The organism is Kribbella sancticallisti, from assembly GCF_039530625.1.
Classification (GTDB): domain Bacteria; phylum Actinomycetota; class Actinomycetes; order Propionibacteriales; family Kribbellaceae; genus Kribbella; species Kribbella sancticallisti.
On the sequence record NZ_BAAAOS010000069.1, the window covers coordinates 1 to 25,591 of the forward strand.

At 68.0% G+C, this 25,591-nt stretch carries 32 protein-coding genes; 16 read left to right on the forward strand and 16 right to left on the reverse strand.

The window, feature by feature from the left end; translation table 11 throughout:
* The first annotated feature begins 237 nt into the window (after positions 1 to 237).
* The 3 genes from ABD255_RS42180 (at position 238) to ABD255_RS42190 (ending at position 2,021) form a co-directional block, all read left to right on the forward strand.
* Positions 238 to 504: a hypothetical protein gene (locus tag ABD255_RS42180; RefSeq protein ID WP_344222492.1), complete on the forward strand. Its 267-nt coding sequence runs from the start codon at positions 238 to 240 to the stop codon at positions 502 to 504.
* 159 nt (positions 505 to 663) lie between these two features.
* Positions 664 to 1,164: a SigE family RNA polymerase sigma factor gene (locus ABD255_RS42185; RefSeq protein WP_344222493.1), complete on the forward strand. Its 501-nt coding sequence runs from the start codon at positions 664 to 666 to the stop codon at positions 1,162 to 1,164.
* Entirely contained in the window at positions 1,161 to 2,021 is an 861-nt protein-coding gene (locus ABD255_RS42190) for a PASTA domain-containing protein (protein WP_344222494.1), read from the forward strand. Before ABD255_RS42185 ends, ABD255_RS42190 begins: the two co-directional genes overlap by 4 nt.
* 6 nt (positions 2,022 to 2,027) lie before the next feature.
* Here ABD255_RS42190 and ABD255_RS42195 read toward each other — a convergent pair whose 3' ends face one another.
* From ABD255_RS42195 to ABD255_RS42205, 3 genes are all read right to left on the reverse strand, one after another.
* Positions 2,028 to 2,960: a hypothetical protein gene (locus ABD255_RS42195; protein ID WP_344222495.1), complete on the reverse strand. Its 933-nt coding sequence runs from the start codon at positions 2,958 to 2,960 to the stop codon at positions 2,028 to 2,030.
* Between the two features lie 219 nt (positions 2,961 to 3,179).
* Entirely contained in the window at positions 3,180 to 4,376 is a 1,197-nt protein-coding gene (locus ABD255_RS42200) for an MFS transporter (protein ID WP_344222496.1), read from the reverse strand.
* Between the two features lie 68 nt (positions 4,377 to 4,444).
* Positions 4,445 to 5,830 (reverse strand): FAD-dependent oxidoreductase, encoded by a 1,386-nt coding sequence (locus tag ABD255_RS42205; RefSeq protein ID WP_344222497.1) that lies wholly within the window; start codon positions 5,828 to 5,830, stop codon positions 4,445 to 4,447.
* An 82-nt stretch (positions 5,831 to 5,912) separates the two neighbouring features.
* Here ABD255_RS42205 and ABD255_RS42210 point away from each other — a divergent pair, with 82 nt between their 5' ends.
* From ABD255_RS42210 to ABD255_RS42230, 5 genes are read left to right on the forward strand one after another with little or no spacing between them, the layout of a single operon-like run.
* Positions 5,913 to 6,269 carry an ArsR/SmtB family transcription factor gene (locus ABD255_RS42210; protein WP_344222498.1) on the forward strand — a complete coding sequence of 119 codons (357 nt, stop codon included), beginning with the start codon at positions 5,913 to 5,915 and terminating at the stop codon, positions 6,267 to 6,269.
* Between the two features lie 40 nt (positions 6,270 to 6,309).
* Positions 6,310 to 7,380: an ACR3 family arsenite efflux transporter gene (gene arsB, locus ABD255_RS42215; RefSeq protein WP_344222499.1), complete on the forward strand. Its 1,071-nt coding sequence runs from the start codon at positions 6,310 to 6,312 to the stop codon at positions 7,378 to 7,380.
* On the forward strand, positions 7,380 to 7,796 hold the full coding sequence (locus ABD255_RS42220; protein WP_344222500.1) for an arsenate reductase ArsC: 417 nt from the start codon (positions 7,380 to 7,382) through the stop codon (positions 7,794 to 7,796). Before arsB ends, ABD255_RS42220 begins: the two co-directional genes overlap by 1 nt.
* 48 nt (positions 7,797 to 7,844) lie before the next feature.
* Positions 7,845 to 8,396, forward strand: coding sequence for a dihydrofolate reductase family protein (locus ABD255_RS42225; RefSeq protein ID WP_344222501.1), 552 nt, complete (start codon positions 7,845 to 7,847; stop codon positions 8,394 to 8,396).
* An 11-nt stretch (positions 8,397 to 8,407) separates the two neighbouring features.
* On the forward strand, positions 8,408 to 8,896 hold the full coding sequence (locus tag ABD255_RS42230) for an NUDIX domain-containing protein (RefSeq protein ID WP_344222502.1): 489 nt from the start codon (positions 8,408 to 8,410) through the stop codon (positions 8,894 to 8,896).
* Here the strand turns inward: ABD255_RS42230 and ABD255_RS42235 are convergent.
* From ABD255_RS42235 to ABD255_RS42255, 5 genes are all read right to left on the reverse strand, one after another.
* On the reverse strand, positions 8,871 to 9,671 hold the full coding sequence (locus tag ABD255_RS42235; RefSeq protein ID WP_344222503.1) for a nuclear transport factor 2 family protein: 801 nt from the start codon (positions 9,669 to 9,671) through the stop codon (positions 8,871 to 8,873). The genes ABD255_RS42230 and ABD255_RS42235 overlap by 26 nt on opposite strands.
* An 85-nt stretch (positions 9,672 to 9,756) precedes the next feature.
* Entirely contained in the window at positions 9,757 to 10,728 is a 972-nt protein-coding gene (locus tag ABD255_RS42240) for a sigma-70 family RNA polymerase sigma factor (protein WP_344222504.1), read from the reverse strand.
* On the reverse strand, positions 10,713 to 11,525 hold the full coding sequence (trpD, locus tag ABD255_RS42245; RefSeq protein WP_344222505.1) for an anthranilate phosphoribosyltransferase: 813 nt from the start codon (positions 11,523 to 11,525) through the stop codon (positions 10,713 to 10,715). Before trpD ends, ABD255_RS42240 begins: the two co-directional genes overlap by 16 nt.
* Complete coding sequence (locus ABD255_RS42250; RefSeq protein WP_344222506.1) at positions 11,522 to 11,749, reverse strand: hypothetical protein; 228 nt, start codon at positions 11,747 to 11,749, stop codon at positions 11,522 to 11,524. The genes trpD and ABD255_RS42250 overlap by 4 nt, the downstream gene beginning before the upstream one ends.
* Positions 11,750 to 11,904: 155 nt before the next feature.
* On the reverse strand, positions 11,905 to 12,663 hold the full coding sequence (locus ABD255_RS42255; protein ID WP_344222507.1) for a glycoside hydrolase family 16 protein: 759 nt from the start codon (positions 12,661 to 12,663) through the stop codon (positions 11,905 to 11,907).
* Between the two features lie 86 nt (positions 12,664 to 12,749).
* Between ABD255_RS42255 and sigJ the strand changes: the two genes are divergently transcribed.
* Entirely contained in the window at positions 12,750 to 13,622 is an 873-nt protein-coding gene (gene sigJ / locus ABD255_RS42260) for an RNA polymerase sigma factor SigJ (protein ID WP_344222508.1), read from the forward strand.
* A 126-nt stretch (positions 13,623 to 13,748) separates the two neighbouring features.
* On the opposite strand, the gene ABD255_RS42265 is transcribed toward sigJ, so the two are convergent.
* Positions 13,749 to 14,510 carry a phosphotransferase gene (locus ABD255_RS42265; protein WP_344222509.1) on the reverse strand — a complete coding sequence of 254 codons (762 nt, stop codon included), beginning with the start codon at positions 14,508 to 14,510 and terminating at the stop codon, positions 13,749 to 13,751.
* Between the two features lie 84 nt (positions 14,511 to 14,594).
* On the opposite strand from ABD255_RS42265, the gene ABD255_RS42270 reads away from it, so the two are divergent.
* Together ABD255_RS42270 and ABD255_RS42275 are read left to right on the forward strand one after the other, a co-directional pair.
* The gene (locus ABD255_RS42270; protein WP_344222510.1) at positions 14,595 to 15,014 is read left to right on the forward strand and encodes an FAD-binding protein; all 420 of its coding nucleotides are present in this window, start codon (positions 14,595 to 14,597) and stop codon (positions 15,012 to 15,014) included.
* Positions 15,011 to 15,832 (forward strand): FAD-binding oxidoreductase, encoded by an 822-nt coding sequence (locus ABD255_RS42275; protein ID WP_344222511.1) that lies wholly within the window; start codon positions 15,011 to 15,013, stop codon positions 15,830 to 15,832. Before ABD255_RS42270 ends, ABD255_RS42275 begins: the two co-directional genes overlap by 4 nt.
* A 65-nt stretch (positions 15,833 to 15,897) precedes the next feature.
* Here ABD255_RS42275 and ABD255_RS42280 read toward each other — a convergent pair whose 3' ends face one another.
* Complete coding sequence (locus ABD255_RS42280) at positions 15,898 to 16,809, reverse strand: SH3 domain-containing protein (RefSeq protein ID WP_344222512.1); 912 nt, start codon at positions 16,807 to 16,809, stop codon at positions 15,898 to 15,900.
* 368 nt (positions 16,810 to 17,177) lie between these two features.
* Between ABD255_RS42280 and ABD255_RS42285 the strand changes: the two genes are divergently transcribed.
* Positions 17,178 to 17,333: a DUF6131 family protein gene (locus tag ABD255_RS42285; protein ID WP_344222513.1), complete on the forward strand. Its 156-nt coding sequence runs from the start codon at positions 17,178 to 17,180 to the stop codon at positions 17,331 to 17,333.
* 78 nt (positions 17,334 to 17,411) lie between these two features.
* Positions 17,412 to 17,774: a YciI family protein gene (locus tag ABD255_RS42290; RefSeq protein WP_344222514.1), complete on the forward strand. Its 363-nt coding sequence runs from the start codon at positions 17,412 to 17,414 to the stop codon at positions 17,772 to 17,774.
* Here ABD255_RS42290 and ABD255_RS42295 read toward each other — a convergent pair.
* Entirely contained in the window at positions 17,762 to 19,351 is a 1,590-nt protein-coding gene (locus ABD255_RS42295; protein ID WP_344222515.1) for an MFS transporter, read from the reverse strand. The genes ABD255_RS42290 and ABD255_RS42295 overlap by 13 nt on opposite strands.
* On the opposite strand from ABD255_RS42295, the gene ABD255_RS42300 reads away from it, so the two are divergent.
* From ABD255_RS42300 to ABD255_RS42310, 3 genes are read left to right on the forward strand one after another with little or no spacing between them, the layout of a single operon-like run.
* A complete protein-coding gene (locus tag ABD255_RS42300; protein WP_344222522.1) occupies positions 19,350 to 19,703 on the forward strand; it encodes a YciI family protein in 354 nt (117 codons plus the stop codon). The genes ABD255_RS42295 and ABD255_RS42300 overlap by 2 nt on opposite strands.
* Entirely contained in the window at positions 19,700 to 20,935 is a 1,236-nt protein-coding gene (locus ABD255_RS42305; RefSeq protein ID WP_344222516.1) for an RNA polymerase sigma factor, read from the forward strand. Before ABD255_RS42300 ends, ABD255_RS42305 begins: the two co-directional genes overlap by 4 nt.
* Positions 20,936 to 20,992: 57 nt before the next feature.
* Positions 20,993 to 21,688 (forward strand): hypothetical protein, encoded by a 696-nt coding sequence (locus ABD255_RS42310; protein WP_344222517.1) that lies wholly within the window; start codon positions 20,993 to 20,995, stop codon positions 21,686 to 21,688.
* A 7-nt stretch (positions 21,689 to 21,695) separates the two neighbouring features.
* Here the strand turns inward: ABD255_RS42310 and ABD255_RS42315 are convergent, their stop codons facing one another.
* The 5 genes from ABD255_RS42315 to ABD255_RS42335 form a co-directional block, all read right to left on the reverse strand.
* On the reverse strand, positions 21,696 to 22,094 hold the full coding sequence (locus tag ABD255_RS42315; protein WP_344222518.1) for an ester cyclase: 399 nt from the start codon (positions 22,092 to 22,094) through the stop codon (positions 21,696 to 21,698).
* 91 nt (positions 22,095 to 22,185) lie between these two features.
* Positions 22,186 to 22,536, reverse strand: coding sequence for a hypothetical protein (locus ABD255_RS42320; protein ID WP_344222519.1), 351 nt, complete (start codon positions 22,534 to 22,536; stop codon positions 22,186 to 22,188).
* Positions 22,537 to 22,630: 94 nt separating this feature from the next.
* The gene (locus tag ABD255_RS42325) at positions 22,631 to 23,176 is read right to left on the reverse strand and encodes a DUF4240 domain-containing protein (RefSeq protein WP_344222520.1); all 546 of its coding nucleotides are present in this window, start codon (positions 23,174 to 23,176) and stop codon (positions 22,631 to 22,633) included.
* Between the two features lie 62 nt (positions 23,177 to 23,238).
* Entirely contained in the window at positions 23,239 to 24,186 is a 948-nt protein-coding gene (locus tag ABD255_RS42330; RefSeq protein WP_344222521.1) for an aldo/keto reductase, read from the reverse strand.
* Between the two features lie 341 nt (positions 24,187 to 24,527).
* Positions 24,528 to 25,586: a LacI family DNA-binding transcriptional regulator gene (locus ABD255_RS42335; protein WP_344222523.1), complete on the reverse strand. Its 1,059-nt coding sequence runs from the start codon at positions 25,584 to 25,586 to the stop codon at positions 24,528 to 24,530.
* Between the last annotated feature and the right edge of the window lie 5 nt (positions 25,587 to 25,591).

The window sequence follows — 25,591 nt, forward strand, 5'->3', positions numbered from 1 at the left end:
ACATCCTTCCGGAGCAACCGCTCCTGATCTCGGATGTCCGTCAAAACGGGTCAGCCCCACCCACTTCAGCCATCAGGTTGTGTCTCTGAACGAGACCCAGCACCTGCAAGGTCTTTGAGAGCCACCAATGGTGGGATTGACACCATGTCAGAGCCACATTCGGCCGTACGGACGCCCTGGTCTTGAGTGCGATCGGGCACTGTCGCAGCAGATCCTGAAACAGAGGAGGAGCGTCGCGTGATTGAAGGAGCGATCATCGCCCTGGTCGGCGCAGCGATCGGCTGGCTTGCGCGAGGAGCACGGAAGCCGCCCAGTTCGAAGCCGAGCCTCTGCTCTTGTGGAGATGCCCGCGGCATGCACATCGACGGCAAGGGTGCCTGCCAGGCCGAAGAGAAGCACCGCGACCCCCTGACCGGCGGGCAGATTTTCCGGCGCTGCAAGTGCCAGTTGTACGACGGCCCCGAACCTCTCCCCGAGTACTACGCCCGCGAGCTCGAGGGCTAGTTCGACGCGACGCAAAGCCCCGTCAACTGATCAAGGTGGTCGGCGGTTCCCGGACGAGCACGCAAGTCGTCTGAACAAGGGGGACATGGCCCCAGGGGAACCTTCGCGTGCTGCCAGCCTGTCTATACGGGTGGAGGGTCCTGAGAGAACGGGCGGGGCATGGGTAGGGACGACGACTTCGGTGAGTACGTAGCGGCGCGTTGGGGCAGCCTGGTGCGCTCCGCGGTGCTCCTGGGGTGCACTCATGCCGAGGCTGAGGACCTTGTGCAGACCGCGCTGGAACGGTGCCTGGTGAAGTGGGGCAAGGTGCGGGAGGCCGATGACCGCGACGCCTACGTTCACCGGGTGGTGATCAACATCTTCCTGTCCGGCCGCAAGCGCCGGTGGACGGGAGAGAGGCCGACGGCGGCCCTTCCGGAGCGGGCCGGCATCGACGAGACGACCGGCATCGACGACACCGACGCGGTGATGCGGGCGCTCGATCGATTGGGCGGCGACCAACGCACCGCGGTGGTACTGCGCTACTACGCCCACCTGAGCGAGCAGCAGATGGCCTCCGTGCTCGGGGTCGCCCCGGGCACCGTCAAGAGCCGTCTGTCCAGAGCTGTGAAGGCGCTGGCCCAGGACCCGGACTTAGCAGAACTGCGGGGAACACGATGATCGAAGACAAGCTGACCGAACTCCTCGAACGCGCGGGGGACCGGACGACCGTCGGGCCGCCGCCGATCGAGGCGATGCGCGTAGGCGCCACCCGGCTGCGTCGTCGCCGGACAGTGGCAGTCTCCTTGGCCGGCGCGGCAGCCGTGGTGGTGGCGGCCGGTGGGACGACCGCTCTGGTGGCGCAGTCCGGCCCTGAGGACCCGCCCGCGCCGGCCGCCTCCGCCAGCCCGAGCCTGGCACCTACCGACCTGCGTCTGGTGGGATTCGGGCACGCTGCCATCGCAGTGCCCAAGGAGTGGGGTACGAACGAGCTAACGTGCCTGACGCCACACATGGACACGGTGGTCATCGACCCGGGTGGCGGGCACCTCTGCATGCACTATCGCCGCTCTGGGGTCGAGAGTGTCTACCTGACGAGTATCAAGCCATGGTTCGGCTTCCACGCCGACGAGACCATCGAGATCGACGGAGTACGGGCCGAGCGTCAGCGGACGAGTTGCACGGGCGACACTCCCGGACCGGTCACCGTCTGTTCAGGCGCCGTGTTCATTCCGTCTCTCACCACCTGGTTCCGGGCGGAATCATCCACGAACGCCGCCGAGGTCGACCGCATCCTCGAGCGGATCAGGATCGTCCCCGACCAGGTCGGCGTGCCGGCGTACACGCATCTCGTAGCACCCCGGGATGGAGGCTCCGGCGAGAAGTACTCCGACGCGCTCACCGCAGCGGGTCTGAAACCGAAGATCGAGAGCACCAGATCCCCCAGCTACCCGCCTGGCATGGTCCTGGACGTCTCACCCGCACCCGGCACGATGCTGAGGCCCGGAGCGACGGTGACGGTCACCGTCGCCTCGTAGCCGCAGCTACTCGCCGGAGAGCGGTGGGTTGGCCCAAGCTACGCCGGCCCAGCGGAAGTAGACGGGAGCGTTGAAGGTGGTGGGGACCTTGCCCAGTCCCTTGATGACAGTGGAGGTCCCGCTGGCGCGGCCGACGGCATACAGGTAGCCCGCCTGGGTTTCCTTGTCGATGCCCAGCAGCAAGGTGCCGTACTGGCCGCACTTCTCGGCGATCAGGTGGTCGAACGCCTGCCAGGTGGAGCTTCGTACGACCTTCACCACCGGCTTCATCGGTACGGCGACCGGGATGCGGATGGTGTAGAGCGCTCCGCTCCGGGTGTTCGCGAGGAAGGTGTCATAAGTGCGGGTCTGGCTGATCAGCGTCATCGTCCGGACCGCCGAGAACCCGGGGTACGAACCAGCGCTCTGCCAGACGCCCTTGGCGAGCCGCCAGCGGACCAGCGTGCCGTCCTTCCGCAGCCCGTACTCGTGGGTGCGGTAGACCGAGGTCGACGACGCGCCCTCGTCGTAGCGGGACTCCTCGAAGAAGCTGAACTGGTCCCAGCCGCCGCCGATTCTGGCGAGATCGACCTTCTCGTCGCCGGAGTTGAGCCGGTAGCCGGCGGTGTACATGCTCGAGCCGAGCACGACCTGGCCGACGTACGACGTGGTCCCCGGGACCTCTGGTTCGTGAGTCCACGAGCCACTCAAGCGCGCGAGCCCGTCGGCGAACCGATTGGGCGCGACCACCCCGGTGTTGCCGGCCGTGATCGGCGCAGTGGCGGTGATCCGCTGGCTCAGGTGATCGCCTCCGGCATTGACCGATCCCAGCGACAGCGCGCACGGCGCGGTGGTGGACGCGGTTGATCCAGTCTCCGTCTGTACGGCGTGGGCCGGGGTCGTCGCCAGCCCGACCACCAGCGCTGCTGCTCCCAGCGCGACCGAAACCCGACTGCCCATCGTTACGTCCTCCTGAGTGGCGCCCGTTGTGACAAATACCCTGATGCGGCCCAAGCCGGAAAAGTTATCCGCCGGGGTAGCCTCGGCGGTGTATTCGAGGAGGTGTGGGATGTGTCGAGCGGTGAAGTGTCGTGAGTGTGGGAAGACCACCTGGGCGGGCTGCGGGCAGCATGTGGCGCAGGTGAAGCAGCGCGTCCCGGCCGAGGAGTGGTGCGGCGGTCACCCCAAGGCTGCAGGCGGCAGTGGCTTCTTCGCCCGGCTGTTCGGTCGCTGAAGTGGTGCTGCGGTTCCTCGCACCAACCTGAGAAGTAGCGCCGCCGCGATGCAGGCCGCGGCGACGGTGAGGACGACCGGACGATAGCCGACCGCGTTGGCGAGCAGCGCGCCGCCGAGCGGAGCGCAGGCCTTGGCGATCTTCACCGGGGTGGCGAGGGTGCCGGCGATCGTCGCGTAGCCGGCCGATCCATAGCGATCGAGCAGGATCGCCGGCGTGGCGATCGAGGCGACACCGAAGCCGAGCCCGAACAGAACCAGGCACGGTACTGCGCCCGCCAGGTGCCGCCCGGTGAAGGGGAGCAGCGCGATCGCAAGGCCCTGAACGGCCAGCACGATTGCGGTGATTTTTGCCATTGGCAACCAGCGGAGCGCGACGGTGGTGGTGATGCGCCCGGTGACCGACAACAGGCCCAGCAAGCCGGTCAGGGTCGCCGCGACTGCCGGCGAGTGACCCAGCGTGGTCAGGTACAGCACCAGATGAACAGCGATCACCGCCAAGGCTGAACTGTGCAAGACGAAAGCCGCGGCCAGCAACCAGAACCCGCGATCGCGCAAGGCCTGCCGAGGCCTGGCCCGCCTGGTCTCCGCAGGACGTGGCGCGCTCCGACGAAGTGCGATCGCGTGCAAAGGCACAGTCACTACGGCGAAGAGGGCTGCCAGCAAGAGCAGTGTTTGGCGCCAGTCGTAGGCGGTGAGCAGATAGCCGGTCAACGGAATGAAGATGGAGCTGGCGAAGCCCGCGACCAGTGTGATGCCGAGGAGAGCTTTGGCGCGGCTCTCGGGAGCCGTGACCGCAACGACCACAGCGAACGCCGGTTCATAGAGGACCATCGCTGACGCAGCCCCGATGGCAATGAAGACCGCGTAGAGCTGGGCGACGGTCTGAACCTGCGACCAAGCCAGTACTGCGCTGCCGCCGAGCACCGAGCCGGTAGTCATCAGCAAGTGCCCACCACGGCCGTCTAGCCACCGGCCGACCGGTACCGAAAGGAGTCCGCTGGTCAGCACGGCAGTGGTGAGGGCTCCGGCGGCTGTAGTGGTGGAGATGCCGAGGTCTCGGCTCATCGGTCCGAGCAGCGCGCTGAACGCGTAGTACAGGACTCCGTAGCCGACGGTCTGCGTGACTGCCAGCGCCGCCACCAGGCGCCGCGGTACACCGGAACGGCCGCCGCTCCTCGTGCGGGAAGCAGCGGCCGTCGCGGGTGTCATCAGCCGCAGCAGCTCGACTGCTTGGTCTCGACGACGTTGAGCAGGCCGCCGCTGATACCTGTGGACAGGCCGCGCGAGGTGACCTCGACTGCCTGCGGTGCAGGCCCGCAGCACCCGCCTGCGGCCTCGTCTGCCTCAGAGCCGTAGGCCAGGTTGGACGAGCAGACGCCAGTCTCCGGCAGATCAAGCTGTACGTCGCGCGCCGCCTCCCAGTCACCCGCCAGTGCTGCCACTACCGAGCGGGCCTGCTCGTAGCCGGTCGCGAGGAGGAACGTCGGGGCACGGCCATAGGACTTGGCTCCGACGGCGTAGTAGCCCGGCTCCGGGTGTGCGAGTTCGTCGACGCCGTGTGGCGGGACAGTGCCACAGGAGTGCTGGTTCGGGTCGATCAGCGGGGCCAGTGCTCGGGTGGATCCCATGATCGAGTCCAGGTCGAGTCGTAGCTCGCCCACGATGTCGTGGTCGGGCCGGAACCCAGTCGAGTTCACCACGGTGTCCGCGACCACCTGCTGCTCACCGGAGGTCAGGAGAACCCGGCCGTCCGCCGTCGGTGCCACTGCTTCGATTCGGAAGCTACTGACCAGCTCGACGCGACCGGACTGCACCAGCTTCTTCAGGCGGCTCCCGAGCGCGCCGCGGGCGGGGAGCTCGTCGGCGTCGCCTCCACCGTAGGTGCGGGCCTGGTCGGTGCCACGGACCACCCAGACCACCTCTGTGCCAGGTGCTTGGTCGGCTAGCTCACCCAGGTCAAGCAGGGTCGTCGCTGCGGAGTGACCCGCGCCGACGACCGCAGTACGGCGTCCGGCGAAGCGGTCGCGGTCACGGCCGAGTACGTCGGGTAGGGCCCGCGAGATGTTGGCAGCAGCGTCCTGCTCGCCGCGGGCCGGGATGCCGGAGCCGCCGAGGACGTTGGGGCGTCGCCAGGTGCCTGCCGCGTCCATGACGGCGGATGCCAGCAGCTCCGAGCCGTCTGACAGGCGGACGAGGAAGGGCGCGGCCTCGCGGCCCGCAGTACGGACGCGGTCGAAGCCGACCCGGGTCACGGCGACCACGGCAGCGTTGTAGCGGATCTTGTCGCTCAGTTGGGGGGTCTTGGCGAGCGGTGCGAGGTAGGAGTCGATCAGGTCGCCACCGGTGGGCAGCGCGCCCGGGTCGGGCTCGGTCCAGCCGCCGGCCTGCTCGAGCAGTCGCCGGGCCGCCGAGTCGATGCCGTAGCGCCACGGGCTGAACAGCTTCACGTGCCGCCACTCGTCGATCGCCGCCGCGGTGGTCGGTCCGGATTCGAGGACGACGAAGTCGAGGCCGCGTTCGGCCAGGTGGGCGGCCGCGGCGAGCCCGATCGGGCCGGCTCCGATGACCGCTACCGGCAGCTCAGAGATGCTCATGGGAGTCCTTCACTAAGTTGATGTTCATCTAATCAGCGATTCCCACCTTGCATCTTGCTTAGATGGAAGTCAAGATAGACGCATGTCAAAACAGCAGATTTCTCCGGAGCGCAGCGGTGGCTGCTGTTCGCCGATCTCGGTGATGGCGCTCAACGAGTCCGCCGCGGCCGAGGGTGCCGCGGTCTTCAAGGCCCTGTCCGATCCGATCCGCCTGCGGCTGATGTCGATCATCGCCTCGGCCGGTGACGAGGTCTGCGTCTGCGACATCACCCCGCACTTCGCCGTCTCCGGCCCGACGATCTCGCACCACCTGCGCGTACTGCGCGAGGCCGGCCTGGTCGACTGCGAGCGCCGCGGCACCTGGGTCTACTACTGGCCCCTCCCCGACCGCATGCAGTGGATCTCCGCCCTGCTCGCGGTCCCGGAACCCACCCACTGACCTCCCCAGCCGCCCACTCCACCAAGGGGAGACGTTCGTCATGCCCACCTCAACCGAGGCGCACGCAGTACCGGTCACCAGGCAGTTGTCGTTCCTGGATCGGTATCTGGCTGTCTGGATCGTCGCAGCGATGGCGGCCGGGCTGCTGCTCGGCCGGCTGATTCCCGGGCTGGACGACGTCCTGGACGCCGTGAAGGTCGGGTCCGTCAGCCTGCCGATCGCGCTCGGCCTGCTGCTGATGATGTATCCGGTGCTGGCGAAGGTCCGCTACACCGAGACCGCCAGGGTGACCGGCGATCGGCGGCTGCTGGGCGCTTCGTTGGTGCTGAACTGGGTGATCGGGCCGGCGCTGATGTTCGCGCTGGCGTGGCTGTTGCTGCCCGACCTGCCGGAGTACCGGACCGGTCTGGTGATCGTCGGGCTGGCCCGTTGTATCGCGATGGTGCTGATCTGGAACGACCTGTCCTGCGGAGACCGGGAGGCCGCCGCGGTGCTCGTCGCGATCAACTCGGTCTTCCAGATCATTGCCTTCGCCGGGCTCGGCTGGTTCTATCTGCAGGTCCTGCCGGGGTGGCTCGGGCTCGCCACCACCAGTGCGGAGTTCTCGGTCGGCGCGATCGCGATCAGCGTGCTCGTGTTCCTCGGAATCCCTTTGGTGGCGGGATATCTGACCCGCACGATCGGCGAGCGGACCCGCGGCCGCGAGTGGTACGAGGGGCGGTTCCTCCCGCGGATCGGCCCGGTCGCGCTCTACGGGTTGCTGTTCACGATCGTGATGCTGTTCGCCTTGCAGGGTGAGGCGATCACCAGTGCTCCGCTCGACGTGGTGCGCATCGCAGTACCGCTTCTTGCGTACTTCGTCCTCATGTTCGGCGGCTCCTTCGTGCTCGGGTATCGCCTCGGTCTCGGGTACGCCAAGACCGCGACGCTCGCGTTCACTGCCGCCGGCAACAACTTCGAACTCGCGATCGCCGTTGCCATCGGCACCTTTGGTGTCACCTCGGGCCAGGCCCTGGCAGGCGTTGTCGGTCCGCTCATCGAAGTACCGGTTCTCATTGCCCTCGTCTACGCCTCGCTGTGGGCCAGGCGTCGCTACTACCAGGAGATCTGATGTCCATCCCCGAAGTGCTGTTCGTCTGCGTCCACAACGCTGGCCGGTCGCAGATGGCGGCGGCTCTGCTCGATCACCACGCGGCCGGGCGGGTAGTGGTCCGCTCGGCCGGCTCGCAGCCCGCGGACCGGCTGAACCCGGCTGTGGTCGAGGCCATGGCGGAGGTGGGGCTCGACATCTCCAAGGAGTTCCCGAAGCCGCTCACGGACGACGCGGTCCAGGCGTCCGACGTGGTGATCACCATGGGCTGCGGCGACGAGTGCCCCTTCTACCCTGGCAAGACCTACCTGGACTGGAAGCTCGACGACCCGGCCGGGCAAGGGATCGACGCAGTACGGCCGATCCGGGACGAGATCGACGCCCGGGTCCGCGCGCTGCTCGCGGAACTCCTTCCCGGGGATGTCGAGAGCAAGTAAGCGGCTCCGACGTCTCGCGCGACAGAGGCGAGCGGCGGAGGATGAGCTATGCGAGATCTGGTGGTCACCGAGAACATCACGCTCGACGGAGTGATCGAAGCCACCGGGTGGTTCGACCCCGGCGACGACGGTGACGCCGACATGACGGACGTGGTGGCGGTTCTGGCGAAGCAGAGCGAGGCTGCTGATGCGCTGGTGCTCGGCCGGCAGACGTTCGAGGACATGCGGGGCTACTGGCCTTTGCAGACTGATGACACGACGGGTATCTCCGACTACCTCAACACAGTGGCGAAGTACGTCGTGTCCTCCTCGCTGCAGGACCCTGAGTGGGAGCACAGCACCGTACTGCGTACTCCGCGCGAGGTGGAAGCGCTCAAAGCCCAACCAGGCAAGGACATCGTCGCCACTGGGAGCATCCAGCTCGTGCATGCGCTGATGGACGCCGGGCTCGTCGACGAGTACAGGTTGTTCGTCTACCCGGTGGTGGTCGGGTCCGGCAGACGCCTGTTCGCCGACGGGGCTACTCCGACGAACCTTCGCCTGGTCGAGGCGCAGCCATTCACCTCGGGCATCACCCTCCTGCGCTATCGCACTACCTAGATACTCACTGAATGGCTTATGTGGGTTCCTATGTCTGGCAGCTGCGCCAAGCGGTCGGCTCTCAGCTCTTGTTGCTGCCGGGTGCTCAAATAGTGGTAGTGGATGAACTGGACCGGGTGTTGTTCCAGCGGCGGCGGGACTCGGGGCTCTGGGAGTTTCCGGCCGGGTCCGCTGAGCCCGGGATGAGCTTCCGGCAGACGGCGGCGCAAGAGCTGTTCGAGGAGGCCGGGCTGCGGGTGGATCCTGCGGACCTGGTCCCGTTCGGGTCGCTGTCTGAGCCGGAGGTGCATGTGATCAGCTATCCGAACGGGGACCGGGTTCATGCCTTCGCCCTGTGCTTCGAGGCTCGGTGTTGGTCGGGCGAGCTGACGCCTGGGGTCGACGAGGTGGTGGAAGCCGCTTTCTTCGAGGAAGCGCCAGACCCGCCGCAGCCGCAGACGCTGGTGGTGTGGGAGACGTACCAGGCCTACCGCGCTACTGGTCTCTTCCAGGGTCGTTAGCCGGGAAAGACAGGTGCTGGTGGATCAGCTTCCAGCCGGTCTCTTGGCGTTGGAAGACGCGGGTTGCCCGGGACCAACTGTCGACGTCGCCGTCTGCTGTGGTGGCTTCGACGTGGTCGAGCCCCCAGGCGATGGCCAGGTCGCCGCGGGTCAGCACCGTCATATCGGGCGTGCTCAGGCTGACACCACCGGTAGCGGTGTCGAGGCCGGCCTTGCAAACCTCCCGTACTGCGGACTTGCCGACGTACTGCAGTGGCCCGGCGTGCTCATAAGAGACGACCTCCTCCGCGATGCCATCCATCAGCCCTTCCAGGTCCTTGGCCGCCGTGCGGTCCGACCAGTGACCCACAAGCTCCCGTACTTCGGACTCCGCGCCTGGGGAATCCTCGCTCGGGAACGAGTGGTGCTCGTGGCTCACGACCCACCGGCCGTTCTCCTTGCGCAGGCCCAGCGTCAACCGCAGCCGTGTCGGGCTCGCCGGGAACTCCTCGGCCATCCCGCACCTGAGCAGCGCGAAGGCGAAGGCGACGTCCTCGCCGGCGGTCACCTCCAGCGACTCGATCTCGAACACGGCCCCCGACGCCTGCCACTGGAAGAACCCGGGCCAGGTCTCGCGATACTCGTCCAGCCCGCGCGCACCCTGGTACGGCGGCGGCACATCGAACATCACGATGTCGGCCGAGTGGTCCTCGAGCACCGCCGCCAGGTCTCCCGCCCTTACCGCGGCCGCCCAACCTTCGATCAGTGCCCGGATCTCCTGCTCGTTCGTGGTCATAGCTCTGCCCTTCTCGAAAAGTCCTGCTCTGTCACCGATAGAACCCGGGCCGAGCCGGAAACTCATCGCGACCGAGTCAGAATCCTTACCCGGGCAACTCGGTGGGCAGCCCGAACTCGGCGAAGTCGGCCTCCAGGAACGAGACCACCTCCGCGATCGCCGACCCCCGCAGTACGAGGAGGTCGAGGCCCATCGGGACGTAGCGGCCGTCCTCCCACTGGTAGGTGGCGAAGGCGAGCTGCCCGTTCGCCGTGGTCGGCAGGAGCTTCCACCTCGACCGCAGCGGCCCGTCGAGCAGGAACCCCCGGATTCCGTCGTGACCGGCGAACCACAGCGGCAGCGGCGGCATCGAGTACTTCGCGTCGGCGGTCAGCAGCGCCACGATCGCCTCGACGTCGCCGGCCTCCCACGCAGCCATGTAGCGACGGGTGATCTCCCGCTGCTCGGCCGCACCGAGCTTGGCTAGAGTCGCCTGCTGCGTGACGTCCGGAGCTACTCCCGTCAACACCTTCCGGGCTCTCTGCAGCGCGCTGTTCACCGCGGCGACGGTGGTGTCGAGCAGCTCGGCCACCTCACTCGCAGCAAACGCCAGCACGTCACGCAGCAGCAGTACTGCGCGCTGTAGGGGCGACAAGTGCTGCAATGACGCGACGAAGGCCAGCTCCACGCTCTCCAGCGCTAATACCCGCGCCTCCGGGCTCAGCTGTGTAGTCCACGCCAGCCGCTGTTCGGGGTACGGCTCTAGCCAGGTGGTCTCGGCTTGCGGAGTACTCAAGTCGGTGGGGAGCTCGCGGCGCCCTCTACGCTCGATCAGCGTGAGGCAGCGGTTGGTGGCGATCTTGTAGAGCCAGGCCCGCAACGCAACGCCGTCGAACCGATCCAGGCTGGTCCAAGCCCGTAGCAAGGTCTCCTGCACGCTGTCCTCGGCATCGTGATCGGAGCCGAGCATGCGATAGCAGTGGGCGTGCAACTCACCCAGCACCGGCTGGACGAGGTCCTTGAAGGCATCCTCGTCCCCAGCCTTGGCAGCTTCCAGCAGTACTACGCCGCGATCCACCGAGCCAGTGTCGCAGCCGCCCGACCACTGTCGATCGCTTCGGCGCATCTGACCAGACACCCGGCCAACTGCTCAACCAACGGCTCACTCGTCAACCCCGTCACAGCCACCGCCGCCGCAGCATTCAGCAGTACTACGTCCCGCACGGGCCCGCGTTCCCCTTCCAACAAGGACCGAAGCACCCGAGCATTAGCCGCTGCAGTACCGCCTCGAAGGTCATCTGCCGCCGACCGGGAGATCCCCAGCACTCGCGGATCCAGCACCTCGGAGGTCGCCTGGCCGTCGCGAACCACCCAGATCCGGGATGCCGCAGTAGTGGTCAGCTTGTCGAGCCCATCCTCACCACGAACAACCAGAGCCGAGCTGCCCCGCGCAGCCAGCACTTCAGCGATCACCGCTTGCATTCGAGCATTGGCAACACCCACCAGCTGGTGGCGAGGATCCGCCGGGTTGATGAGCGGCCCAAGCACATTGAACGCCGTCGGCACCGCCAACTCCCGCCGCACAGCCGCTACCTGCCGGAGCCCGGGATTGAACCGAGGCGCGAACAGATAGGCAATCCCCGCAGACGCGACAACTCGCAGTACATCCTCAGGCGACAACTCAAGCCGCACCCCCAACTGCTCCACCAAATCAGCCGAGCCATCAGTGCTCGAGGAGGCAGCCCGCCCTCCATGCTTGACCACAGTCGCCCCAGCACCCGCAGCCACAATCGCCGCCATAGTGGAAATATTCACGGCCCCCGTGCCGTCCCCACCGGTACCAACGATGTCCACAAAGACCCCCGGGACAGTCACCCCCGACGCATGACAACGCAAAGCCTCAGCCAGCCCCGCAATCTCCGCAGCCGTCTCCCCTTAGCCCGCAACGCCACCAGAAACCCAGCAACCTGCGCCGACGTAGCCTCCCCACGCACCAGCCCATCCATAGCCCAGAACGTGTCCTCAGCCGAAAGATCCCGCCCACCAAGCAACGCGGAAATGATCCCGCCCCACGTACGCAATGTCGTTGCCATCAGCATCCTCAAGGTCCGGGCCAACCCGCCGAGGCACGCTCCAACAACACAACGGCCGCCTCACCGAGGCGGCCGACTGAATACACGCAAAGCAGCGGCCGCCTAGAAGACGACCCACCAGCTGCCAAGACGCGCGATCACCTGAGGACGATAACAAACCCTCAGCTGTAGGCGCGGATGTAGTCGATGATGAACTCTGGGATTGCGGTGTTGTCGCCTGTGCCGGGGAAGTCGAAGGTGGCGAGCATTAGTTGTAGGGGGTAGGTGGGTGGGTTCGGGCAGGTGCGGATCAGCATGCCGTCTACGTAGAAGTCGGCGCGGGTGGGGGACCACTCGACGGCGTACAGGTGGAAGGTGCTGATTTCGATGGGAAGCCGAGGGGCAACGAAGTCTTCGGGGACGGCGGGGTCGCGGAAGCTGTGTAAGCCCATGCCGATCTCGGCGGACTCGCCTGGGACGACGGCCTTGCCGAACATTTCGGTTACACAGATTTCGGCGCAGCGTTCGGGGCTGTCTTCCAGGCCGACCATCCACAGGGCGACCATCGAGCGGGGGGACACGATGGCGCGGGCGCGGAGTTCGAGGTAGCCGCCGGTGGGGGTGAAGCCGAAGAACGGGTCCTGTCGCTCGCGGACGACCAGGCCCTCGCGGTACGGCTGTTGGCCGATGGTGCTGCCGACGGGGCCGGAGAAGTTGCCTGACTGGATGCCTGAGACCCGCATCGGTGGGGTGTGGTCGTCCGCACACCACAGGCCCTGCTCCGGCGGGATCGTCAGGTGCAGGCAGGAGTCCCTGATCGCGTACTGCGCTGCCGTCGTCGCGCGGGAACTCCAGTGCGGCAGATAGTGCGGGAGCCAGACGGCACGGTTGAGCGTGGGCTCGTCGAAATCGTCCTCGAAGACCAGGTGGCGTCCGGACATGAGCCCAACGGTAGACCCGCGCTGTCACATGATGGGCGTCTGAACCGTCAGGAGATTGACGGGACCCTGACGGGAGATTGTGACCTGTGGACCAACACGACGAACTCGCTGACAAGTTCGAGCAGCACCGCGGCCAGCTTCGCTCCGTGGCGTACCGGATGCTCGGATCGGTCAGCGAGGCCGAGGACGCGGTTCAGGAAGCGTGGATCCGGCTCAGCCGGTCCGACGTGAGCGAGGTCGCCAACCTCGCCGGCTGGCTGACCACGGTCGTGTCGCGCGTCTGCCTCGATCTGCTCCGCAGCCGCCGGACCCGGCGCGAGGACCCGCTGGAGGTGTTCGTCCCGGACCCGATCCTCAGCCCGCTGGACCCCGCGGAGGAGGCTGTCCAGGCCGACTCGGTCGGGCTGGCGATGATGGTCGTGCTGGAGACCCTGTCGCCGTCCGAGCGGCTCGCCTTCGTCCTGCACGACATGTTCGGGCTGAGCTTTGACGAGATCGCGGTGATCGTCGACAAGACCCCCGCCGCCGCCCGGCAACTCGCCTCCCGCGCCCGCCGCCGCGTCCAGGGCGCCCCCGCCGGCGAACGCGACGCAAACCGTCAGCGCGAGGTGGTCGACGCCTTCATCGCCGCCTCCCAGGGCGGCGACTTCGAGGCCCTGCTCGCCCTCCTGGACCCCGACGTCGTACTCCGCGCCGATGCGGGCGCCGGTGCCGACGACGTCCGCGGCCCCGCGTTCTCCAAGCTCGTCCGCGGCGCCCGCGCAGTCGTCGAGCAGGCCCTCACCTTCACCAAACTGGCTCCCCACACCCGGCCCGCCCTGGTCAACGGCTCCGTCGGCGCGATCACCGTCGTCGGCGACACCCTGATGGGCGTCATGGACCTCACCATCCACAACGGCAAGGTCATCGAGATCAACATCCTCGCGGACCTCCCCCGCCTCAAGGCCCTCTACGCCTGACTCCCCGGGAAGCACAGAGCGTCGCCGACGGGCAGGCGGTGCTGTGGTGGCGCGGAGAACCGCCTCCACACCCCCACCGCCGCCCTCCACACCCCACTTCCGCCCTCACGTGAACCACCGAAGGCACTACCCAGACGACCCCGCTGACAACCTGAGGACCCGCTCGGCCTGGTCCACGGCTGTGGATGGCGGATTGCGGTGGTACGCCGGCCCTCCAGGGCGCAGGAGCGTCAGCCAAAAGGCTGCCCAGAGCCGGCGGGCCGTCAGCAGGCGCTGCGGCTCCACGGGGAAGTGGCTGAGCAACCCGCTCCAGTCCGTCTCGCGCCCCGCCAAGTGCTCGACCAGGTTCGCGAGCTCCAGGGCGAGGTCGCTGACGCCGGAGTCCTCGAAGTCGATGATGCGAACGGTCACGCCGTCCCAGAGGTAGTTCGAGAGGTTCGGGTCACCGTGGCCGAGTACTGGTATGGCGGGGAGCAGGAGGGCGTCGACCTCCGAGGTGGCCAGCCAGGAGGCGGCAGCTTCGTGGGCCTCGGCGATGACGCCGGTGGTGTTGTGGGAGGCGATGCCTGACCGCACGCGGGCGACAAGGGGAGCCAGCGGCAGGGGCAGGAGACCCTCGGTTGGTAGCGACCAAAGGCGGCGCAGGGCCGTTTCGAGGGCGGTCAGTTCGGCGCGAGTGAGGGCACCGCGGAGCGGCACTCCCGGCAGCAAGGACATGGACAGGGTCGGGCCGGGCGTCAGCGATAGAGGAGTCGGGGCGAGGTCGGGGGCGCTGGTCGAGATCGTCTGGAGGGCCGACCACTCGCGGAGGTGTTCATCGCGGGGGCAGGACACGTAGGTCTTCGTGACCACCGAGCCCTCGATCGTCACCTGGTGGGTCTGAGTCATCGAAAAAAAGATTTCACGGTCGTGTCTATTTCTCCAGGGCTCCTCCGACGTGTGTGTAGAGACCAGGATCAAGGGAGCAGCGAGATGACTACGCAGGCGATCTACACCGCGGTTGTCAGTGGCGACGATGTCGTTGGCGGGCTTCTCGGGGCCGGGTTCAACGGAGAGATTCACCGGCCGGGCGATGCGCAGTACGACGTGTTGCGGCAGTCGGTGGTGCCTACGTTCGACTCGCGGCCCCTGGTGGTTGCGGAGGCGCAGAGCAGGTCGGACGTGCAGGCGGCGGTTCGCGCGGCAGCGCAGTACGGGGTGCCGCTGGCGGTGCAGGCGACCGGGCACGGCACGCGAGTACCGGCCGACGGCGGCATCCTGCTGATGACTTCGCAGATGACCTCCGTACTGGTCGACCCGCAGCGCAAGATCGCCAAGGTCGGCCCAGGTACTCGCTGGGTGGCGGCGTCGGCTGGCTCGCCCGCAAGTACGGGTTCGCGGCCGACAGCGTGATCCGCGCCGAGGTCGTCACCGCCGACGGCCGAGTAGTCGTGGCCAGCGCGGACGAGCACCCGGACCTGTTCTGGGCGATTCGCGGCGGCAGCGGCAACTTCGGCATCGTCACCTCGCTCGAGTTCCGCCTGTACTCCGTACCGCGGGTGCACGCCGGCATCGTGTACTTCGGGATCGACCGCGCGGCCGAGACACTGAAGTTCTACCGGGACTGGTCCGCCACCATCCCCAACGAGCTGAGCACCGCCGTCGTCCTCACCAAGATCCCCGCCACCGAGGCATTCCCCGCCGAGCTTCACGGCACCCGCGCCCTCGCGATCAAGGTCACGTACGCCGGTGAGGCCGATCTGGCAGAGCACGTCCTCAAGCCCCTGTTCGAGGTGGCCGGGCCCCGCCTGGCCGGCGAACTCCGCACGATTCCGTTCGGCGAGTCCGCGATGGGCGGCACCGCAGCCCGGTACCTGGACCTGGTCGACACGCTCCCCGACGACCTGATCGAAGAGTTCGCCCAGCTGACCGGCGACTCGGCGACGACCGTGGAGATCCGTCACTGGGGTGGCGCCATGGCTCACCCCGGCCCCGGCGCGGGACCCGTCGGACACCGCGGCGCGACGTACTCGGTGATCATCGACCAGGAGGTCCCGCAGTTGGCCGACGTGCTGCGGACCACCGGCCGGACCTTCGTGAACTTCCTGGCGGACCCGGGTCGCGCCGACTCGGCGTACTCAGAGGCCGACTTGAACCGCCTCCGCGCGGTGAAGCGGGCCTACGACCCGGACAACTTCTTCCACCTGAACCACAACATCCGGCCCGCGTGACGACAGAGCAACGGCCCGGCCTCGAAGGGATCGAGGCCGGGCCGTTGCTTATGTCGAACTGTTGCTCAGGCGGTGCCGGAGCTGCCGTACACGGAGACGTGGACGTGGTCGTAGTGGTTGGCCGTGGTGCCGCCACGGTCTTCCATCCCACGCCAGCCTTCGCTGCTGCGCTGGACCGTCCAGATCTGCTGCGCCCAGATCAGCTCGCTGATGCCGAGCGCCTTGCGGTTGGCCCGCAGCCAGTCGGCGATCTCCTGGCCGAGGGAACCGCTGACCATGATGTCGAGCGCCCGGCCGCTGGAGTGCTCGCTGCCGCTGTCGCCGGCCCGCAGGCCGCCGTACGAGGTGACCGAGGGGAACTTCGCGCAGACCGCCCGGTGCACCCGGATCGCGTCAGCGGTCAGGCCGCTCTCGACACTGGAGCCCGACTTGCAGGCCGCCTGAGAGATGCCGCCGGACCCGGACACGGTCGCGACCGGCTTGGTGGCCGACAGGTACTGCGCCTTGACCCAGCGGACCACGCCGTCGCGGACGACCTGGGCCCAGAGGCCGTCGACCTTGCCGGTGACGGAGACCTTGGTGCCCTTCTTCAGGACGGTCAGCAGGGTGCCCGCGGTCTCGGGCGCGGACCAGACGTTCACGTCCGTGGTGGTGTATTTGCTGCCCGTGATCGTGGCCGGCGGCAGAGCCTTCGCACTCTCGGCCGCCCGGGTCTTCGCCGAGGTCGGCTTCGGGATCGGGGCTTGTTTCTTGAGGTGCTTCGCGACCGGCGGAGCCTTGGGCTTCGGTGCTGCGGTCGGGCTCAGGTTGAGCGAGGGACGTAGAGCGTCCCGGCTGGTCGGCGTCTCACGCTGCAGCTGCAGGGGCGAGCTGGCGGTAGAGGCCTCTGTCGTCGTGGAGGGGGCTTGGTCGGTGAAGGCGACTGCCGAACCGGTGGCCAGTAATGCCACCGCCGCACCGGGGATCGCTACCTTCACGATGCCGGGCCGGACTACCTTCGGGCGCGGGTGACGGTGCCGCGCCTGTCTATGCCGTCCTTCTGCCAACTCTGGTACCACCCAATCTGTCGAGATCAAAACGTTATCGACCGGAGGAGTCAAGCACACATCCCCGCGGGTCTCACAACTGGCGCCGAGTTTTAACGAATTGCGTACATGGCGCACGCTCAGCGGGATCGAAGCCGGACAGCCTCACCACGGCGTGTCGCCGGCTTGACTCCGCGTCATGAACAAAGGCCTGGTATCACCGGCGGTGGTCGTCCGATTACCAGGGTTTGCGGGTGGGAACCAGATTGAGGCGTCGTCAACCCCCGCCCTGGCGGCCATGAGGAAATCAAGGAGGCTTCATGCTCATCCTCGGACTGATCCTGCTCTTGCTGGGATTCCTGTTGAACATCCCGGTCCTGTGGACGATCGGCATCATCCTGCTCGTCGTCGGAGCGGTGCTGTTCCTGCTGGGATCGACCGGTCGTGCTGTCGGGGGACGGCGACACTGGTTCTGATCCACTGAGCAGACCGGACCCCGCGAGCCTGCATGCTCGCGGGGTTCTGTCTGTCCGGGTGGCTACGATCCCCGGGATATGAAGTACCTCGTACTGATCTACGGCAACGCGGACGAGTTCTGGACCGGGTCCGAGCAGGACCTGGCGAACCTCCGCGACCTGATGACGTTCAAGGACGAGCTGGCCCTCACCGGTGAGCTGGTCAGCGCAGAGGGCCTCAGCTTTCCCAGTGACGCGAAGTTCGTGCAGGTCCGCGATGACCAGCGGGTGGTCACGGACGGGCCGTTCGGTGAGGCGAAGGAGCAGCTCGCCGGGTTCTTCCTGATCGACGTCGCCGACGACCAGCGAGCCGAGGAGGTGGCCGGCCGCGTGTCGGCACTCGTGGGCGATCGCGTCGAGCTCCGCGGCACCCTCGTCTCCGCCGAGGACTACCTGGCCTGAGCGGGCTCGGCCTGCTGGGGAGCCAGCCGCTTCTTGCCGATCAGCAGGCTCGTGCCGATCAGGCCGACCGCCACGAACGCCCAGCAGGCCGCGAACGCCACCCGATAGCCGGAGACCAGTTGGCCGGGCGACGGCCCGGTCGTCTGTCCGACCGCGACCGCCGACAAGATCGCGATGCCGACCGCGCCGCCGATCTGGAACGACGCGTTCTGCAAGCCGGAGGCGACGCCCGCGTCCTCGCCGCCGACATCGCTCAGTGCGGCGATCGCCCCGGCGACGGTTCCGGCGCCGAGCCCGGCCCCGAAGATCGTCAAGCCCCAGAACGCCAGTTCGAAGTACCCGGAATCCACCGACAGGCGGCTCATCACCGTGCTGCCGATCCCTGCGAGTACCAGCGATCCGGCAGCCACCGGCCGTACTCCGATCCGCGTCACCAGGTTTTGCCCCAGGATGGATCCACAGACCGCCGCGGCCGCCAGTACGGACGACATCAGTCCGTAGCGGATCGCCGAAACCCCCAGCGCCAGCTGCGCGTACTGCGTGTAGATGAAGTTCAGTCCGAACGCGCCAAGCCCCCACGAGATCGTGATCAGGTTGCCGCCGACCAGCGCCCGCGATCGGAAGAGTCGCAGCGGCACGAGCGGAGCCGCCGACCTCTGCTCGACCAGGACGAACAACCCGAACAGCACGGCTGACCCGAGCGCCAGCAAGGTGGTCCGTCCGGCGGAGGACGTGGGCGCCTCGATGACGGCGTACACGAGAACGATCAGGGCAGCCGTCACTGTGACAGCGCCGGCGAGGTCGAACCCGCGTCGCCCGGGTCCACGGCTGTCCTTGAGCAGTACGGGAGCCAGTACCGCTACGAGCAGGCACACGGGCACGTTGATGAAGAAGATCCACTGCCAGCCGAGCCCGTCGGTGACAGGTCCGCCCACCAGCGAGCCCGCAGTACCGCCGACTCCGCTGGTCGCTCCCCAGATGCCCAGCGCCTTGTTGCGCTCGGCGCCGTCCGGGAACGTCGTCATGACGATCGACAACGCACTAGGAGCCAGTACTGCGGCCGCGATCCCCTGCAGGCCGCGGGCGAACACCAGGGCGTCCCCAGTCCAGGCGAACCCACACAGCAGCGAGGACGCCGCGAACAGCAGCAACCCGGCGATGAACACCCGGCGGCGGCCGAGCAGGTCGGAGATCCGCCCGCCGAGCAGCAGGAGCCCGCCGAACATCAGCGCGTACCCACTCGGCACCCACTGCACCCCGCCGGCGGAGAACGTCAGGTCGCGCTCGATCGACGGCACCGCGACGAGCACGATCGACGCGTCCAGAATGATCATGAACCCGGTCAGGCAGAGCAGGGCCAGCGCGAACCAGCGTTTCGGATCAGGAGCGTTCTGCATGGTGAAGGGCCTCCGGTACTGCGACCGCCCGGGCTGGGCGCCGCTCACCGGGTACGTCGGCTCCGGCGGCACCACCTCGACACTTTCTGTCGAAATCACCCGCTCTTGTTCCGACGTACCGGGTGAGAGGGGGGTCACAGCGGCCTCCGCGACCGTCAGGATGGTGCCTGTGAAGTACATGCTGCTGATCTACAGCAACCCGGAGAGCTGGGCGGGCCTGTCCGCCGAGCAGCGGGAGGACCTGACCAAGTCACACCGGGACCTGACCAGGGAGCTCGAGGACCACGGCGTGCTGGTCAGCGGAGCCGGCCTGGCCGACCCGATCACCAGCCGGACCGTCGTCGTCCGCGACGACACCCGGACGACGACCGACGGCCCGTACGCCGAGGCCAAGGAGCACCTGGCCGGGTTCTACCTGGTGGAGTGCGACACCATCGACCAGGCGCTCGACTACGCGGCCCGGATGCCGGACGCGAAGTACGTCGCCGTGGAGGTGAGACCTGTGATGGACAGCTCCGGGCTGGAGATGTGAGCGACTTCGAGCTCCTCCTGCGGGAAGAGACGCCGCAGGTACTGAGTGCGCTGGTGCGGCACTACGGCCACTTCGACCTGGCTGAGGAGGCCGTGCAGGAGGCGCTGCTCGCCGCTGCCCAGCAGTGGCCGGCAGAAGGTGTTCCGGACAACCCGCGCGGGTGGCTGATCCGGGTCGGGTCGCGCCGGCTGACGGACCTGCTGCGGAGCGAGTCCGCGCGACGCAAGCGCGAGGAGAACGCGGCGAACCTGGCCGCGCCGGAGGAGTTCGTTGCCGCTGGCCCGGATCTCGACGATCCGGGTGGTCGTGACGACACGTTGACCTTGTTGTTCCTGTGCTGCCATCCCGCGGTGTCCGCGGCGTCGCAGATCGCCTTGACCTTAAGGGCTGTCGGTGGTCTGACCACCGCTCAGATCGCGGCCGCCTTCTTGGTGCCGGAGGCAACGATGGCGCAGCGGATCAGCCGCGCCAAGCGCAGTATCAAGCAGGCCGGCAGCACCTTCGAGATGCCGCCCGAGGCTGAGCGCGACGCCCGGATGGGTGCTGTGCTCCACGTTCTCTACCTGATCTTCAACGAGGGCTACACCGCGTCTTCCGGCACCGACCTGCACAGTGCGGAGCTGACGACCGAGGCGATCCGGCTGGTCCGCGGCGTCCGCCGGCTGCTGCCGGACGACGGCGAGGTCGCGGGTCTGCTGGCGTTGATGCTGCTGACCGACGCGCGGCGCCCGGCTCGTACGGACTCCGACGGCAGCCTGATCCCGCTGGCCGAGCAGGACCGGTCGAAGTGGAACAAGGATGCCATCGTCGAAGGCGAGGCCCTCGTCACCGACGCGCTGTCGCGAACCCAACTCGGGCCGTACCAGGTGCAGGCCGCGATCGCCGCCGTGCACGGAACCGCAGAGCGGGCCGAGGACACGGACTGGCCGCAGATCGTCGCGCTCTACCAGGTCCTCGAGCAGCTGTCCGACAACCCGATGGTGACGCTCAACCACGCGGTGGCGGTGGCGATGGCGGCGGGCCCGAAGGAAGGTTTGGCGCTGCTCGAACCACTCGAGTCCGACAACCGGATGACCGACCACCACCGGCTCGAGGCCGTTCGCGCGCACCTGCTGGAAATGTCGGGAGACCTTGTGGGAGCCCGAGAGAGCTACCTGCTGGCGGCTCGGCGTACGACGTCGATCCCTGAACGGCACTATCTACAGTCGAAGGCAGACAGACTCAGCCCCTGACCGCCACGCCTGTCCGGCTGAGTCGCGGTGGCGGGGGAGTTGTGTCAGGTTTGAGGGGTGGACCTCTCCAAGGCATCGCTTCTGCGCGAGATGCTGACCGGCACCGAGCTCGGCAGCCGGACCACCGAGTTCGCGTACTCCCTGCGCAGGTTCACCACTCGTAGCGGTGGACTGATGCTGTTCGGCCCGCCTGAGGACGAACCGTGGCACCTCACCGCCCACCTGGACGACGAACTGCACCGTGCCGGGGTCGAGGACATCCGCCCGGCTCTGGTCCGCTGGGCGCCGCCGCCGGATGCGCCGCCGCACCTGTCGATCGGCCTGGACCGGCTCCGCGACGCAGGCCGTGGCGAGTCCCTCCTGGTCGTCGCCGAGCAGACCCCTGCGGACACCCTGCTGGAACGCATCGACGACGTGCGCCGCCGCGGTACGACGATCTTCTCGATCGACAACGGCAACAAGGATCTGGCGGGTCTGAGTCACGAGTCGCTGGTCCCGGAACTGCTGGTTCCGAACACTTTCGGCACCGGCTGGGTGACCCACCCGGTCGGCCAGGATCACGATGAGCCGGACCACGGGCGGCACGCAGTACCGGAGGAGACTTTGACCGCTCTCCGCGACGCCGTAGCGGGCTTCGAGATGACTCAGCACCTGGTCAGCCTCGCCGTCGCCGACGAAGGCGCCGCCCCGTCGGCCCACTGGCGCCGCCGTCTCCGGACCTTCATCGAACGCCTCAGCGGCGAACCCGCCTGAAGCTGCGTCAGTCGGGCGGACCCCAGGTGAGCTGATCGCGAACCGAGGAGCCGAGATCGCCCCAGCACTCGACGATCTTGCCGCCTTCTGTCCGGTAGATCGCGAGTTCCGGCGCGCTGATCGCCCGTCCGGTCGCGGGGACGCCGAGGAAGGTGCCCGCGTGCGTACCGGTGTCGTTCAGGTGGGCGGACATCCAGTCGCCGTCGACGAGGAGATGCAGCAGGTCCCAGTGGTAGTCCGGAAACGCCTCGACCACCGCCCGCAGCCCAGCGACGTACTGGTCGAGGCCTTGGGGCTTGCCGTTGACCTGAACATCCTCGGCAACGAACTCCCCGAGGTCCTCGAACCGATGCTCGTTGCAGCGCTCCAGGTAGCGCCGATAGAAACTCGTCAGCTCCGACTCCACACCCCAACCCTTCCACCCCGACGCCGACTCGCGTACGCCGACGCGCGCCCGCCTGCCCTCGGACTAAACCGATTCCCCCGCGACCGGCGTCTTAGTGGGTATGCCCCACAGATCGCGGAAGGACTTCATCGAGTTCGTCGTCGCCCGGCGCGACGATTTCGGTGGTCACCGCCTCCACCGGCGGCTCGACACGGCCTGCCTCGGAGGTGTCGAACAACCGCCTGACTCCCACGGTCGCACCGTCGCCGACGTATCCGCCGACGGCTACTCCGTCCCAAGCTCCGCCGACGGCTACTCCGTCCCAGCGGCCGCCGGCACTTTCTCCGTCGCGACGGCCTACGCAGACGCCGTCCCAAGCCCTGCCGACGCAGACGCCGTCACGGCGCCCGCCTGCGCTGACACCGTCGCGCCCGCCGAGTCCGCGCGTGGTGGCGACGGTCACCCCGAGCCAGTCACCCAGCGCGCAGAAGTAGCAGCGAACACGACCGGACCCGCGCCGACCGACCGGCGGCGCGGGCCGCCCAGAGTACGAGCGGCTAGTCCTTCAGTCCCGCGAGGAGCGGGTAGCGCGACTCCATCTCGGCGGTGTCGTCGAAGTCGAAGTTCTCACCGGCCGGGATGTCCGGAATGTCGATGCCCGCGGCTTCGACGGCGTCCCAGTAGCCCTGCTCGGAGCCCGTCGCGGACTCGTAGGCGTGCCGGGCGACGCTGAGCAGCCCCTCGCCCTCGAACCCCTCGAACCCGTCGCCGAGGTCCTCGTCCACCACGTCGGCCAGCGAGTCCGGATCGGCCAACGCCGCCTCCCAGACCTCCCGCCCCTGCGCGAGCAGCCACCCCCGGAAGTTGTCGAAGCCGTCGTCCGACGCCCCGTTGTTGACCAGGTAGGCCGCACCCCACAGATCCTGCCGGTACGACGCCGCCAGCAACCGCTCCAGCTCGACGCCGAACCCGGCGATCTCCTCCGGCGCCAGTTCGCCCAGCGCCTTCGTCAACGAGTCGGCGACCCCGTCGGGGTCAACGACCGTGTCATCCACCTCGTCCCGAGCCGACTCGACAAGCTCCCAGAACCCATCCCTATCCACCCCGAAATCGTGTCACGAAACCCGGCCCACGAGCACCCCCGTGTCCAGAACAGATCGCGGGCTTACCAGGGTTCGTCGAGGAGGGTGCGGAGTTCGGTGGGGAGGGTTAGGCGGGCGCCGGCTAGGGCGGTTTGGAGGTAGGTGGGGGTGCTCATGCCGACGATGGGGATGACGGTGGGGGTGCCGCCGGTGAGCCAGGCGAGGACTACCTCGCTGCGGGTGACGCCGAGTTCGGCGGCGACCTTGGCGAGGGCTTCCAGGCGGCGGGTGGTGCCGGGGTGGTCGAAGGCCTCGTGGATCGGGCGGTCCTCGCGTTCGTAGCTGCCGGACATCACCGGGCTGTAGGCGAACAGGTCCTGCTCGGGGTTGCGGTCGGCGTAGTCGAGCATCTCGTCGGTGATCCAGCCGAAGCGGTGGTCGTGCGTGTTGTCACGGACGAACGGCCTGGGCTGGAGGTACGAGTACCGCATCTGCAGGGCGGTCGGGCCCTCCACGCCCTGCTGCAGAGCCAGCCCGCGCATCCGTTCCACCCGCCAGAGCGCGTAATTCGAGAGACCGATCCGACCGATCGTGCCGGCTTGGGCGTGCTTGCCGAAGGCGGCGACGGTCTCCTCGAGCGGGGTCTCCAGGTCGTCGCGGTGAGCCCAGTACAGGTCGATGTGGTCGGTGCCGAGGCGCCGCAGCGACGTCTCCACCGCGGAGTCGATCGCCTTCTCGCTCAGGCCCTCGGTGTGCTCCGGGAAACTGCCGGGCCACAGCGGCTCGCAGCCGACCTTGGTGGCCAGCTTCACCCGGTCCCGTACGCCGGGCCGCGCCGCGAACCACCTCCCGAGCAGTTCCTCGCTCTGGCCGCCATGACCACTCGGGTGCTGCCAGAAGGAGTAGCAGTTGGCCGTGTCGATCCAGACGCCACCGGCGTCGACGTAAGCATCCAGCAGGCCGAACGAGGTCCTCTCGTCGATCCGGGTGCCGTACTCCATTGCCCCTAGGGCGATCTTCAACTCAGTCATGCCCTTCACCCTCTGAGCTGGAGTGGACTCAAGGTCAAGCTCCATAGCCGCAGGATGAGACAATCGGTTTCGAATTATGGACACACCATGGCAGAATCGGCTCCGGAACGACCGCCGCAGGTCGCGTTGGCACGCCGGAACGACCTGCGTCTGGCCCGGCGTCACGGGTAGGGTTTGTTTCCTTCGGCCTCGGGCCGGCTGCATTTACCGGCGTCCGCAGGGGTATGTCGGTCAGGCGGGCGGCCCGGGACCGACCGAAACAAGCTGTCGGCGGCCGAAACAAGCCCCACCGGCCAGAAGAAGCCCCGCCCGCTGGAACAAGCCCCGCCGGCCGAAGCCCGCTAGGTGGTCCCGCGGGTGGACGTGCGGACGACCAGTTCCGGCGTGAAGGTGACCCGTTGGTGTTCGTGGTCGGGGTTCGAGGACTCGTCCAGCAGGAGTTCGGCCGCAGTACGGCCGAGGAGTTGGCGGGGTTGCCGGACCGAGGTCAGCGGGACCGCTGCCGCCGCGGCGAACTCGATGTCGTCATAGCCCACGATCGCCAGGTCCTCCGGCACCCGCAGGCCGAGGCTCACGCACTGCTGCAGCAGCCCCAGCGCCAGCAGGTCGTTCGCGCAGAACGCCGCGGTCGGCCGCCGGTCTGACGGCAACCCGGCGAGTCGTTGCCCAGCGCCCCTGCCCTCGGCGACGGTGAGCGCGCCGGTCAGGACGTCGACCAGGCTGTCGGTCGGCAATCCCGCCTGGGCCAGCGCCTGGCGGGCGCCGTCGCGACGGTCGGTGACCTGGCCGATGGTGTTCGGCCCGCCGACGAACGCGATCCGCTGGTGGCCGAGTTCGATCAGGTGACTCAGGGCGACCTCGCCGCCGAGTACGTCGTCGACCGCGACCGAGCAGTGCTCGCCGTCGTCGATCGCCCGGTCCACCACGACGACCGGCGTACCGCGGGCCGGTAGCTTGCTGAGGCGGGACGAGTCGGGGTCGATCGGTGTGATCAGGACGCCCTGGACGCGTTGCTGCTCGAGCAGGTCGAGGTAGTCGGCCTCCCGGGCGGCGTCCTCGTTGCTGTTGCAGAGGAACACCGACAGCCCGGCCGCCTGAGCCGCCTCCTCGACGCCGCGGGCGACGTCGGTGAAGAACGGGTTGCCCGCGTCGAGCATCAGGTACGCCAGGATGCGGCTGCTGCCGGCTCTCAACTGGCGGGCCGATTCGTTCCGGACGAAGCCGAGGGAGGCCATCGCGGCCTCGACCTTCGCGCGGGTCGTCGGGCTGACCATCTCCGGCCGGTTCAGCACGTTCGACACCGTGCCGAGCGAGACCCCGGCCTCCGCCGCCACGTCCTTCACCCCGGCCGCGCTCCGGCTGACCGCTCCGGCCCGCAACCGCCGCGCCTGCCGCCGCACCGCCG

Bases quoted from the DNA above. Each gene is read 5' to 3' on its own strand.
- ABD255_RS42185 (WP_344222493.1), top strand. From the start codon at position 664: ATGGGTAGGGACGACGACTTCGGTGAGTACGTAGCGGCGCGTTGGGGC.
- ABD255_RS42190 (WP_344222494.1), top strand. From the start codon at position 1,161: ATGATCGAAGACAAGCTGACCGAACTCCTCGAACGCGCGGGGGACCGG.
- ABD255_RS42195 (WP_344222495.1), bottom strand. From the start codon at position 2,960: ATGGGCAGTCGGGTTTCGGTCGCGCTGGGAGCAGCAGCGCTGGTGGTC.
- ABD255_RS42205 (WP_344222497.1), bottom strand. From the start codon at position 5,830: ATGAGCATCTCTGAGCTGCCGGTAGCGGTCATCGGAGCCGGCCCGATC.
- ABD255_RS42210 (WP_344222498.1), top strand. From the start codon at position 5,913: ATGTCAAAACAGCAGATTTCTCCGGAGCGCAGCGGTGGCTGCTGTTCG.
- arsB (WP_344222499.1), top strand. From the start codon at position 6,310: ATGCCCACCTCAACCGAGGCGCACGCAGTACCGGTCACCAGGCAGTTG.
- ABD255_RS42220 (WP_344222500.1), top strand. From the start codon at position 7,380: ATGTCCATCCCCGAAGTGCTGTTCGTCTGCGTCCACAACGCTGGCCGG.
- ABD255_RS42225 (WP_344222501.1), top strand. From the start codon at position 7,845: ATGCGAGATCTGGTGGTCACCGAGAACATCACGCTCGACGGAGTGATC.
- ABD255_RS42230 (WP_344222502.1), top strand. From the start codon at position 8,408: ATGGCTTATGTGGGTTCCTATGTCTGGCAGCTGCGCCAAGCGGTCGGC.
- ABD255_RS42235 (WP_344222503.1), bottom strand. From the start codon at position 9,671: ATGACCACGAACGAGCAGGAGATCCGGGCACTGATCGAAGGTTGGGCG.
- ABD255_RS42250 (WP_344222506.1), bottom strand. From the start codon at position 11,749: ATGCTGATGGCAACGACATTGCGTACGTGGGGCGGGATCATTTCCGCG.
- ABD255_RS42255 (WP_344222507.1), bottom strand. From the start codon at position 12,663: ATGTCCGGACGCCACCTGGTCTTCGAGGACGATTTCGACGAGCCCACG.
- ABD255_RS42265 (WP_344222509.1), bottom strand. From the start codon at position 14,510: ATGACTCAGACCCACCAGGTGACGATCGAGGGCTCGGTGGTCACGAAG.
- ABD255_RS42270 (WP_344222510.1), top strand. From the start codon at position 14,595: ATGACTACGCAGGCGATCTACACCGCGGTTGTCAGTGGCGACGATGTC.
- ABD255_RS42285 (WP_344222513.1), top strand. From the start codon at position 17,178: ATGCTCATCCTCGGACTGATCCTGCTCTTGCTGGGATTCCTGTTGAAC.
- ABD255_RS42290 (WP_344222514.1), top strand. From the start codon at position 17,412: ATGAAGTACCTCGTACTGATCTACGGCAACGCGGACGAGTTCTGGACC.
- ABD255_RS42300 (WP_344222522.1), top strand. From the start codon at position 19,350: ATGCTGCTGATCTACAGCAACCCGGAGAGCTGGGCGGGCCTGTCCGCC.
- ABD255_RS42295 (WP_344222515.1), bottom strand. From the start codon at position 19,351: ATGTACTTCACAGGCACCATCCTGACGGTCGCGGAGGCCGCTGTGACC.
- ABD255_RS42330 (WP_344222521.1), bottom strand. From the start codon at position 24,186: ATGACTGAGTTGAAGATCGCCCTAGGGGCAATGGAGTACGGCACCCGG.